This is a genomic window from Paenibacillus riograndensis SBR5, assembly GCF_000981585.1.
Classification (GTDB): Bacteria; Bacillota; Bacilli; order Paenibacillales; family Paenibacillaceae; genus Paenibacillus_AQ; species Paenibacillus_AQ riograndensis.
This window is the reverse complement of sequence record NZ_LN831776.1, coordinates 2,076,079-2,088,664: the sequence shown is the minus strand read 5'-3', so window position 1 is coordinate 2,088,664 and position 12,586 is coordinate 2,076,079. Positions and strand designations below refer to the sequence as shown.

At 52.6% G+C, this 12,586-nt stretch carries 2 protein-coding genes; both read right to left on the bottom strand.

Annotated elements, in window-relative coordinates:
* Positions 1-35 precede the first annotated feature (35 nt).
* Entirely contained in the window at positions 36-8,288 is an 8,253-nt protein-coding gene (locus tag PRIO_RS08640; RefSeq protein ID WP_046501895.1) for a hybrid non-ribosomal peptide synthetase/type I polyketide synthase, read from the bottom strand.
* On the bottom strand, positions 8,281-12,579 hold the full coding sequence (locus PRIO_RS33785; RefSeq protein ID WP_020431288.1) for an SDR family NAD(P)-dependent oxidoreductase: 4,299 nt from the start codon (positions 12,577-12,579) through the stop codon (positions 8,281-8,283). The genes PRIO_RS08640 and PRIO_RS33785 overlap by 8 nt, the downstream gene beginning before the upstream one ends.
* Positions 12,580-12,586 lie beyond the last annotated feature (7 nt).

Here is a 12,586-nt window from a genome sequence, read left to right as displayed (position 1 = left end):
ATCGTCAGGTTGAAAACTCCGCGGATAGCCCGGCCTCATGGAATGTAGAGCCGACTCGCTAACTGATTGGCTAATTGTGTGAAACCTTGAACGACTTTGCTCAACGCTGCCGCTTTCCACAGCAGTCCGTCATAATCAAGCTGCACGATAATTTTCTCCTGCCGGCTGATTTCCCATGTCCAGAGCGCATTGAACGGGAAGGACAAGCCGGCGGCTGAAGAAGAGGTCAGCGGGAATAGCAGGAACAGGTTCTTCCCGTCCTTTTCCTCAATCCGGGTGTTCTCTGCCGGGGAGCGTTGACTCTGAATATCACTGACCTTTTCCCTGATCTTTATAAAGAGCGAATCAAAGTCTTCCAGCTCTGAAAAATCAATACACGCCTGGTGTACTCCGTGGTTACCATCCAGAAGAGTGATTTCGATCATTTCTTCACGGGAGATCTGATTCAGTACATAATACAGAAGCGACAGGATGACCTCTTCCGTCCTCATCCCGTGGGAATCGGCGATATGGACAAGCCCCTGTGCCGCTGCCGGTTCTAATTCCAGCCTCAGCTTCATCTGCTCATTCCTGTCATTCGCCGTCAGATAGTATCCGGAAGGCATTTTTATCCCCTTTAGCAACAAGGAAGCCTCCGGAGTCATCTTCCTTTCCATAAAGCCTGCCAGGCGTTCAATGGTCGGATGTGCAAAAATATCGGCAACCTGGAGCGGTACGCCGAAGGCTTCCCTCATTTGCTCCTGCAGCAAAACCACGGTGATGGAGGTACCGCCAAGGTCGAAATAAGAATCAGTGATACTGATGGTTTCTTTGTGCAGCAGCTTCATCCAAATGGAGCTGATCTGCTTCTCCAGCTCCGACACCGGCTCCTTATACGCCTTCGCGGACACCAGGAGTTTTTGCTGCATCGTCCGCAGTTTTTTCTTATCGGTTTTCTGATTGGCACTCAGCGGGATTTGATCAATGATGAAAAATTGCACCGGGATCATGTAGGACGGCAGTCTTTCCAGCAAATAGCTTTTCAGCTCATCGATATGGACCGCTTCCGGTCCGGCCGGAACCATGTAGCTGATTATAGACTTCTTATCAGACTCCGGTTCCTCCCCGTTTGGCAAGCCGGATTCAACCACCACCACATTGTCTTTGATCCCCGGATAAGCGGCAATGACGGCCTGGATCTCTGACAGTTCAATGCGGAAACCTCTGAGCTTCACCTGGTCATCCATCCGGCCCTCGCATTGGAGTGTGCCATCCGGCAAAAAGCGGGCGAGGTCGCCTGTCCTGTACATCTTGGGATACAACGTGCTGAAGGGATTATCGACAAAACTCTGCTCCGTTAACTGCTGATGGTTGACATACCCGTCTGCCACCCCGGCCCCGCCGATATACATCTCTCCGTAGACTCCCAATGGCACCGGGTTCCGGTTCTGATCCAGGATGTAAATTTGTGTATTATCAATCGGCTTTCCGATCAGGATTTGCCCGGCATTGGTGATCTCGGCGACGGTTGACCAGATCGTTGTCTCGGTAGGCCCGTACATGTTCCACAGCGAGCCTACTTTGGGAAGCAGCTCCCTGGCCACATCCGGCGGCAGGCTCTCCCCTCCGCATAACGCCTTCAGCCGGCTGCTGCCGGAATAGCCGGACAGCAGCAGCATCTTCCATGTGGCCGGTGTTGCCTGCATCACCGTAATTCCGTGTGCTGCGAGCAGCTGCCCCAAGACTCTGCCATCGGCTGCTTCCCGGTTGGTCGCCAGGACAACGAGCGCTCCCGTGACCAGCGGCAGGAATAATTCCAATCCGAAAATATCAAACGAGAGGGTAGTTACCGATAAAAGCTTATCCTCCGCTGTCATCCCGGGCTTTTTGGCCATGGAGAGCAGGAAATTTGTCAATGCGCGGTGCGGAATCTTCACCCCTTTCGGTTTGCCGGTGGAACCGGAAGTAAAGATCATATAGGCCGTGTGTGAAGCCTCCACCCCGTTGCCCGGATTAGCGGATGATTCCTGTAAAATAGCCTCCCGTTCCCGGTCCAGCAGGATCATTCTCCCGCATTCCAGCTTCGCCTGCTCTGTTAAGTCACTGGTGGACAGCATGACCACCAGCCCGGCCTCCTCCTGGATTTGGAGAATCCGCCGGATGGGAATGCTTGGATCAACCGGCACATAACAGCCTCCCGCCTTCAGCACAGCGAGGATGGCGACAGCCGCATCCGGGGAGCGCTCCAGGTATATTCCCACCGGCGTTCCCCGGGTAACGCCGTTCTTTTGCAAATAATGAGCCAGCTGATTTACAGCATGATTCAATTCCAGATAGCTCATGGCGGTTAACCCCGCAGCAACGGCAATTTTCTCCGGATGCTCCTCGGCCTGCCGCTCGAATAACGAAACGATATTTTGCCCGGGCTCCACAATGCTTTGTGTCTGATTGAAGCCAAACAGGATTTGTTGTTTTTCACTCTCTGTCATCACCGCAATTTCGGCCAGCGGTCTGGCCGGCCCGTTCAGAACCTGCTGCATGAGATGTTCAAAAAAACCGGCAAACCGCTGCATCGTTTCCTGGGCCAGCCGTGTGGTGCTGTACTCAATTTCGCAGCCGATTTGCGGCCCTTCTTCCCAAGCGGTAAATCTTATTGTAAACATTGCTGTCTTGTGTCTGTAAAAAGAGGTGATCTCCCGCACACCGCCGATTTGATTGGTCTTATCGTATACCTCCCGGTAGCTGAACATCGTTTCAAACAAAGGATTACGGCTCAAATCCTGTTCCAGGTCCAGGCTGCCTATCAGCTCTTCAAAGGGATAGTCCTGATGATCCAGAGCGGAGGACAGCGTCTGCTTGACTTCTTGCAGAAATTCCGCAAAAGAAGCCTGGGCTCCCATGGACAGCTTCAAGGCAACCGTATCTACAAACGGGCCGATGACATGCTCCAGATCCGTATGCTTTCTGCCGGATACCGGGGTGCCGATGATGACCGTCTCCTGCTGGCAGATCTTAAAAAGAACCACTGCATAAAGCGCCAGCAGCCCCATATTTAAGGTCACGCCCTCTGTTTTCAGCCATTGCTTAAACCGTCTGCTCGTGTCGGCATCCACATCGAACCGGATAAAGTCGCCTTCAAAGCTTTGAACGAGCGGCGGCTTGAAATCGAGCGGCAGCTGCAGCCTCGTTTCGCTGGCACCGTCCGCGAATTGATCCAGCCAATATTGCTGCTGGCTTACGAACGCCGGACTGCCTTTCATTCCGGATTGCCACGCTGCGTAGTCCTTGTATTGCAAAGGCAATACGGTCAAATCCTTACCCTCATACAAAGCAAGAAAATCCTGAATCAGCAACCGGTATGACATCTCATCCGATACGAGGTGATGCATGTCGATCAGCAAAATACGCTTGTCCCGCAAATACCCCACCCGCAGCAGTGGAGCCTTCTCCAGTTCAAACGGACGAATAAACCCTGCGATTACCGCATCCATGCCGGCTTCGTGGCCGTCCAGTTCTTCAATGGAGAATACAACATTCTGGTGAACCCGTTGAACCACCTCTTCCCCGGCAAAGCCGAAGGAGGTCCGCAGGATTTCATGCCGCTGCAGGATCCTCTGGAAGATTTGCTGAAGCAGGCCGGTATCGATTTCACTTTCCAGTTGATAGATTCCCGGATTGTTGTATACCGTCGTCGTAGAATGCATTTTTTGCAAAAAGTACACCCGTTTCTGAACAGAGGTCAGCGGATAATATTCTCTACGCGCAACAGGCTTGACCCCGCTTGACTCGGTTGGCGTTGCTTGCTCCATATAGCTGCTGATGCCTGCCACAGTGGGATGGTTAATAAAATACGCCATCGGGATGCGTTCATTCCATTGCTTTTGGACCCTTGCCAGAATCGAGAGGGCCATCAGCGAATCGCCTCCCAATTCAAACAGGCTGTCATCCATCCCGACCGGCTGCACCCCAAACTGCGCTTCCCATAACTGTGCGAGCTCCCGCTCCCGCTCATTTCGCGGAGGGACATACTCCGTTGTCAGGCTGGGCCGTTCAAATATCCCGGCAACAGGCTGCTGATGAGAAATGCTCTCCGCTCCCTCAAAATCAAGGGGAGAACCGGCCAGCTCATAAAGCTGGACCCTCTCGTTCATATCAAAGGCAGAAATGATGATCTGTGGCACTGCGAGATTCCCAATCCGCGAAAAAATCTGAATGCCTTCTCCTTCCGTAATCGTATCCTCCAGTTCCGATCCGGTCAGTTCCTTATGCAAGGCTTCAATCCTTCTTGACATTCCGGTCTGTTTCCAGCGCTCCCAATTTACTGACAAGACAGGAAAACCGGGATTTTGGGCATGGGCATAAAAGGCAAAGGAGTCCAGGAATGCATTGGCCGCACAATACCCCGCCTGCCCAATTGCCGGAAGATAGGAGCTCAGGGAGGAGCATAAAATAAAAAAGTCGAGCGGCTTCCCCCGCAGAGCCTCATACAAGCAAAGCGTGCCGTCTACCTTAGCCGCCAGCATGTTTTTGGAGCTCTCCCGGGTGGAACGTTGGATGAGTTCACCATCTGCAACTCCGGCAGCATGGATAACTCCCGTCAGCTCTCCCACCGTATGCTCAACCTGTGTGAGCAATGCCTGAACTTCTGCCGGATTACTGATATCCGCCTGCAGAACATGAACGGTGCCTCCGGAGTTTTCTATTTCCGTTAGCTTTTGGATCTCTTCTGCAAGATGGGGGGCGCTCCATTCTGCCCACTCTTCTTTTGGAGGAAATGGTGTTCGTCCGGCTAAAATCAATTCCACCCGGGCCTGCCGTGCCAAAAATCCGGCAACAGCAAGACCAATACCGCCAAGCCCGCCTGTAATCAGGTACTTTCCGTGCGGCTGTATCTTCATGGCATGACGGGTATCCAATGTGACGGCATTACAGGTTGGCACCCAAAAGCTATTATTTCTATAAGCCGCAACGCTCTCCCACTTTGCCGCAGCAAGCTGAGAGACTAGCGAATCGATCATATTGTCCAAACGGGAGCCGTCCGGCAGCAGCTCCATGTCCAATAAGCTGCAGCGTATCGATGGATACTCCAGCGGAATGACTTTCACAGGTCCCAGCATTGTTGCCTTATGCGGAGATGTAGCGTCATCCCCCATCACTTCACAGACACCGTTGGTAATAACCCTCAATTCAAGCGGATGCTCCCCGAGATGCTGTCCGCACGCTTTGGCAATCGCAAGCAGGCTAAAGTAGCCATCGTCCAGACCCGCATCCGGGACAAGAGCATGAGCTTCCTTCTGATCAAACGGTAAACTCCATAAATGAATCATTTCATCCGGGATAAACGAACCGGCATGCAGCTCCTGAAACAGCCATTCGTAATCCTCATCCCGGGCGGGATTGATCACAAGCTCGTCCGCACTCCATTTGGCACGCTTCTCACCCTTATAAACCGTAACGCTTCCTTCGCTGACTGTTTTCCACTTATCGGTAAACTTTTGACCTGCGGAACTGTGGTCACCAAAAATAAGCCTGCGCCTCTCAGACTTGGCTTGAGACGGGGCGGCTTGAGTGACCGGCGTGAGCCGTTTCCAGGAGGGCACATAGTACCACTCCTCTATGTTTTTCCGGTTCATGCGATAGGGCTGACTGCCTGCCCGGCCTGGAAAAGAGGGCTCCTCCAGCCAGAATTTCTTCCGCATGAACGCATATGTGGGCAGCGGTATGCGTCTGCCCTGCGGGCTGAATGTATTCCAATCTGCGGAATAGCCATATTGCCACAGCTTGCCGATCCGGTCATACAAATGATGCTGCTCGGAAACCTTGCTGGTGCCAATCGGAATGAGGTTGAGCACCTGCACATTGGGACCCTGGCCAAACGTTCGTTTGACCAAGGCGCTTAGATCATGGCCCGGGCCAATCTCAATAAAGAGGGTGCGTGTATCAGCCAAACGCTGGACCGCTTTCACAAAGGAAACCTTTTCCTGCAGCTGATCGATCCAATACTGGCTTGTGGCAAGTTCTTCCGGCCCGGCCCAGTCTCCGGTCACACTGGACATAAACCGCAGCTTCATCGGCTGGTACTGCACCGGCTGTAAAGCTGCCCGGTATTCATCCAGAATGGACTCTACTCTCGACGTATGAATCACCTTTGCCGTGGGGAGCGGTGTGCAGACACATTTGCTCTGCTTCAGCTTCTCTTCCAGCTCAAGCACCAAATGTGCGGGACCGCCCACCACGCACGATACCTGATTATCAATGGCAATTTCAAGAGAATCGCCTAACAGCGGCAGAACCTTATCGGGCGGGAGCGGAATACTGAGCATGATTCCATCCGGCAGCTGCTGAAAGAGCCGGCCCCGTTTGAGAACCAAAGGAATAGCCTGCTCCAGGGTGAACAACCCGGAAACCGTACCAGCGATATATTCTCCGAGACTGTATCCAATCACAACATCCGGCTTGATTCCCCATTCCATGAGCAGCTCTGCCAACGCGTATCCGAAAATAAAGAGGATGACCAGGCTATGGTCCAGCCGGGCCATGAATTCCCGCGCCTGCTCTGCCTCTTCTTCGCTTGGAAACAGGATAGCCCGATAGTCAGTTTCCGAATGGACCTGCAGGATCGCGAAGCACTGATCCAGATATTTGCGGAATATCGGCTCGTTGTGATAAAGCTCCCTGCCCATATTAACATATTGGGCGCCCTGCCCCGGGAACATGAACACAATTTGCTCAGGCGCTTCCCCCACACGGTTCACTTGCGGCTGCCTGGCATCCTTCTTGCGTAATCCTTCGATCAGTTGTTTCCTGTCCCGGCAGATGAGCTGCTTGCGGAATTCGAAAGGTTTTCTGCCTGCCTGCAAGGTATAGGCAACATCCCGGATACGGATGTCCGGATGCTCTTCCACATGGCGCGCCAGATTCTCTGTCATGTTCTCCAAAGATTCCATGCTTTGCGCGGACAGCAGGATCAGCTGCGGCTGTAAATCCTCTTCCGGTTCCTCCACGGGCAGGGGAGCTTGCTCCAGTATTAGATGTGCATTCATTCCCCCCACACCGAATGAACTGACTCCCGCCCGCAAGGGATAGGAGGACAACGGCCAATCCAGCAGTTTGGTATTGACCGCAAACGGATATTTTTCCATTTCCAGAAGCGGATTACTTTTCGCAAAGTTAACCATGGGTGGAATCTGCCGGTGCTTCAGCGCCAGCACGGCTTTCATGAATCCCGCAACCCCGGAAGCTGCATCCAGATGGCCAATATTGTTCTTGACGGAACCCAATATGCAAGGGGACTGCCTGGTGTGAAAAACTTGCTGAAGCGCAGTAAATTCAATGGTATCCCCAAGCTGAGTCCCGGTGCCATGCGTCTCGATGTAAGAAATGCTGTCCGGCCCGACTTCAGAGACTTGCAGAGCGCTCTCAATGACTTCCCGCTGTCCCTCTACACTGGGTGCCATATAACCCGCTTTACGGTTCCCGTCGTTATTGACCGCGCTGCCCTTGACGACCGCCCAGATGTGATCCTTATCCGCAAGCGCATTTTCCAGAGGCTTCAGCACAACGGCGCCGGTTCCGTTCCCGAACAGAATGCCCGAGGCTTGTTCATCAAAGGCCCGGATATGCCCGTCTTTGGATAGAAAATGACCCTCTTGATATAAATATCCGCTCCGATGCGGAATTAAGATCGAGCTCCCGCCTGCAATTGCCATGTCACATTCGCCGCTCAGCAGACTTCGGCAAGCCGTGTGAATGGCAGTAAGCGATGTGGAGCAGGCTGTCGTAAGCGTCATGCTCGGGCCTTTCAGATTGAACTTGTAGGAAATCCGGGAAGCGAGAAAATCCTTATTGCTCAACTGAATTTCGGAAAAGGCGTCCCGGTGCTCCCCTTCATAGGAATAGACTCTCGCATTCCAGTTGTAGTTGCTGGACGCTCCGGCAAACACGCCAATCAAGCCGGGGTAAGTATCGGGGACGTACCCTGCATCCTCCAACGATTCCCAGGCCACCTCATGAAACAACCGCACCTGCGGGTCCATCACCAGCGCATCTTTGGGGCTGTAGCCAAAAAATCTTTCATCAAAATACTCAAACCGGTCCAGAACCGCGCCCGCTTTTACATAGTTCTCATTGCTTAGGAACTCAGCCGTGACGCCTTCACGTCTCAGCTCTTCATCCGTAAAAACGGTAACTGACTCCAGGCCGTCCTTTAGATTGTTCCAGAATTGTTCGCGGTTGTCTGCTCCCGGAAACCGGCATGCCAAGCCGATAACGGCTATCTCTAATCCGTTGTAATCTGATGGATCAGCCATTTTGCAGCTCCCTTCCTTTGTTCCGCAGCATTTTTAGTTTATCCATCCCTTTATTGACGATTTCGGTGCGGTCAAACGCCTGAGTACTGCGCGCTTCCTTTTCTTCGCCCTGCAAATAACCCGCCAGTTTCTTGATCGTCGGATATTCATACCAGGAGGAAATCAGAATGGGTCTGTTGATATGCTGCTGGATGGAGTCATTCATGCCTACAATGTCGATAGAGGTAATCCCTGCATCAAAAAAGTTCTCGTCTGCACCCATGCCGGAAAGGCCTGTTGCTTCCCTGATCCTCTCTTGCAGCAGCTGTTCGATGGACAGCTCCTTGCGGCTTTCCCGTTGGCTGCCCGGTTCGTTATTCCGCGAATGGTTCACCCACAAAGCGAGCCTGGGTTCAAGCTCCGTAGTCGAAACCACAATATGTTCCGTCTTGTTCATAACCTGGAACAGGGCTTTTATAACCGCTCCGCCTTCCGCCGGATGAATAAACTGATCCAGGCGTTCATTGGCGGCTGTGCCGCCCGCCTTGTCAGAAGCTGAAAAGTTCCATGCATCCCAATCCACAGCCATCCACCTGGTCCGGTTCTGCTGCTGGTTCATCATCTGAACAAAGCTATCCATGAACTGGTTGGCAGCCGTATAGGCGGCTAAACCGATTCCGCCGAGAATCGTGGAAATCGATGAATTGACCATGCAGTATTCTATGTCTTTCCCGCGGATCATCCGCTCCAGAATGATAAGTCCCCTTATCTTCGCCTCAAACTCAGCTTCGCACATTTCCCGGGTAATGCCCGATATGGAGTTGTGGAAGAAATCGCTTACGACCGTACCTGCCGAATAGATGACTCCCTGTATTTTGCCGTGTGTATGCTCTATGCTTGTAAACAGTCCGTTCATCCGCTTCTCATCGCTTACCTGCACTTGATAAAGATATACCTGGGCTCCCTGTTCCTGAAGTTCTATTATTTTGCGGATTTTTTGATTGATGATGTCGTTCCCGGGATACAGGGCAAGCCGTTCTTGCCACTCCGCTTCTGGAGGGAAGCTGGTTCTTCCCGTCAGGATAAGGGTTCCCGCACCTTGTTCGGCCAAAGCCTGTGCCGCAGTCAGGCCAATACCGCCTAATCCTCCAAGAATCACATGTACCCCGTCCCGCTTCTGCTTCAAATCTGCCGGATGATCCATCTGCATGGGCTCAAAAGCGCGAACCCATTTCCGTCTGCCCCGAACCGCCAGGAATCTTTCCGGGCCGGGCTTGATGAACTCTTCAAGCAGAAGCTCCAAGGCAGCTTGATCATACTTGCCGGTATCTTCCCCGGCCAGCTCTATTAATGCTGTGCGAACATTTTGTAATTCCTGCTGAATCACATGTACTGCACCGGTTGCGGCTGCATTTGACGGGGTCAGGACTTCATTCCCCATAACGGATTGAAAAGCGGAAGTTACGACCGTCAGTTGGATCTGCTGGTGAATCCCGATCATGCCAAAGGACTTGCCCATATGCAGCAGGCTGTAAAAACCTCCGGAGTCCGGCATGTATTCCCGGCTGCTCCACATATGAACGATTTTCCATACGGGATGACCCGTCTGAAATACCTGCCGGAACACCTGGAGGTAATGCTCTGCATTGTCCGGATCAATTTCGTATTGATCCCGGTGAATCCGGCCAAAACCGGCCCCCATCTTCACCGTACACACTCTGTTCCCTTTGGCTGACAGGGCTTCCTGTATCCCTTCCCCTAATCCGCTGTCATCTATAAACAACAGGAATGTGTCCGGCCCTCTATCCTCCAGCCTGTAGTCCGGTGAGGCATAATACTGTTTCCAGACCGGACGGTACAACCACTGCTCGGGCGTTTTTTTTCGCGGAACGGTTTGAGGGGCTTGTTCTTTCCTTTCATGCCAATACCGCTGCCTGTCAAAAGCATAAGCAGGGAGTGTGACGCGCTTTCTGCTCTCCTGGAAATAGAACGGCTGCCAGTCTACTGTTCCGCCTTCCGTCCATATTTCTCCTAATTTACTATAAAAGATAAAATCAGCCGGTTCATCATAAGCTTGTTGACGCAGTAAAGAAACGACGCCCATACCCTTCAATGCCCCGTCTGTCCCGCTTTCCATGCCTATCTTAATAAGCAGCCGGTTCTCTTGCTCCGGCAGACTGGGCGCTTGAGGCCAATCGGAGGCTGGTCCGCAGGACAGCCAAAATTCCTCGTCGCGGAGCATTTCTTCGCTTACCCGAAGTCCACCGGCGAGCATTTCCGCTTCCGGAGTCTGGACGGGCAGAATCTTCAGCAAAGAAGCCAGCTCTATTGCAAGCAGGGATTGTTGCTCTCCTGCTGCATTAAGCCATGTCTGCCTGATCAGGATGATTCGGATCAGGTCATTCATGCTGAGCGCTCCGGAGACATATACCGCCGGGAGCACTCCATTTCCCTCTGCAATAAGCACTTCCTTCCGGATACCCAATGTAACCAGATAATCGGCAAGCGCACATTGATAGATAAACTGGCCCAGCACCGTATACAGGCGTTCCTGGTTTCCATGGCGGGAACCTGCCAGGATTTGCTGCAAATCCAGCCCGGCCAGCGTGTGAAGAATACGCTCATTACTAAGATACGTATCTATGATAGACGCAAAACGTGTTTCTTTTTGATATAATTCATAACCAATCCTTAACATATCCCGCTGCTCTGCCGGAAAGAAAAAAGCTACAGGCACCTCTTCCCTCCCCTTGCATTCCGTTTGGCTTGAGCCGGTCCTGAGCCATTGTGCTGCCTCTTCGAGCGAGGAACTGACGACCATTTTGCGGTAGGGAAAATGCTTGCGGCCGGTTTGCAGCGTATAAGCAACATCGGCAGGATGAAGGGTGGAGTGATTGCCGAAAAAATCAGCCATGTTTCTGCAGGTATCCTCCAAAGACTTCAGCGTTTTGGCCGAAAACAAAAAGACATGGTTCTGTTTGGCGGAAGCATCTGAAGCTATGGAAGGCGCCTCTTCAAGAATAATATGGGCATTGGTTCCTCCAATGCCAAAAGAGCTTACTCCTGCCTTGGGTGCAGCACTTACCTCTTTCCAGGGCCGCGATGCTGTATTCACATAAAAAGGGCTATCCTCCAGGGAGAGCTTCGGATCGGGCGTTTCATGGTTGATGCATACAGGGATCACCTGGTTCTTCATAGCCAGCGTAGTTTTTATCAGCCCGATGATGCCTGCAGCCGTATCGAGATGGCCTATATTCGGTTTGACTGAACCAATTGCGCAAAACTGCGCCGGACCCGTTTCGGCCTGAAATACTTCCTTAAGCGCCTTGATCTCAATGGCATCCCCCAGTTCCGTCCCGGTCCCGTGGGTTTCAATGTAGCTGATCTCCCGGGGGGCAACACCAGCAACACTGAGTGCCTCATGAATCACTTGAGCCTGTCCCACCGGACTTGGCGCAGTAAAACCAATCTTGTGATCACCGTCGTTGTTGACGGCCGTGCCGCAGATCACCGCCTGAATGTTATCCCGGTCCCGGACTGCGTCCGCCAACCGCTTTAACACAACGATTCCGAGGCCATTCCCGAATACAGTCCCCTTGGAATCCTTATCAAACACACGGCAATGCCCATCCGGCGAAACCATGCCTTCCTTTTGATACATGTAGCCGGCCCTTTGCTCGCTCCGGATGGTGACCCCGCCGGCCAAGGCGAGATCACACTCCCCGTTCAGCAGGCTTTGACTGGCCATATGAACCGCTACCAAAGAGGATGAGCAGGCGGTTTGGACATTGACGGAAGGGCCGCGGAGTCCCAGCTTATACGAGACTTTTGACGCTAAGAAGTCTTTTTCATTGCCGATTCCAATTTGCACATGCCCAAGCCTGCCCATCAATTCGGGATCGGAATACAGATTCAGCACGTAGGAGCTGATACATGAACTGGCATATACCCCCACCGGATATTTTTCCAGGTCCTGCACACATCCGGCATCCTCCAGCGCCTCCCAGGCACACTCCAGAAACGCCCGGTGTTGGGGATCGGTAATTTCCGCATCCTTTGCCGTATAGCGGAAGAAGCCGGCATCAAAGCAGTCGGCATTCTCGATAACCGCGCCCCGCTTCACGTACTGGGGATGGTTCAGAATATCCGCTGAAATACCGCTTGCGGTCAGTTCCTCATCCTTGAAGGTCCTGATGGATTCAACCCCGTTTACAATCTGATGCCAAAAGGCTGCGGGAGTATCGGCTCCGGGAACACGGCAGGCCAGGCCTATGATTGCAATTTTTGACTGCATCGCGTCATCATCCAACAATTCAATC

Excerpts from the sequence above, each read along its gene's own strand:
- PRIO_RS08640 (WP_046501895.1), bottom strand. The coding sequence starts at position 8,288 with ATGGCTGATCCATCAGATTACAACGGATTAGAGATAGCCGTTATCGGC.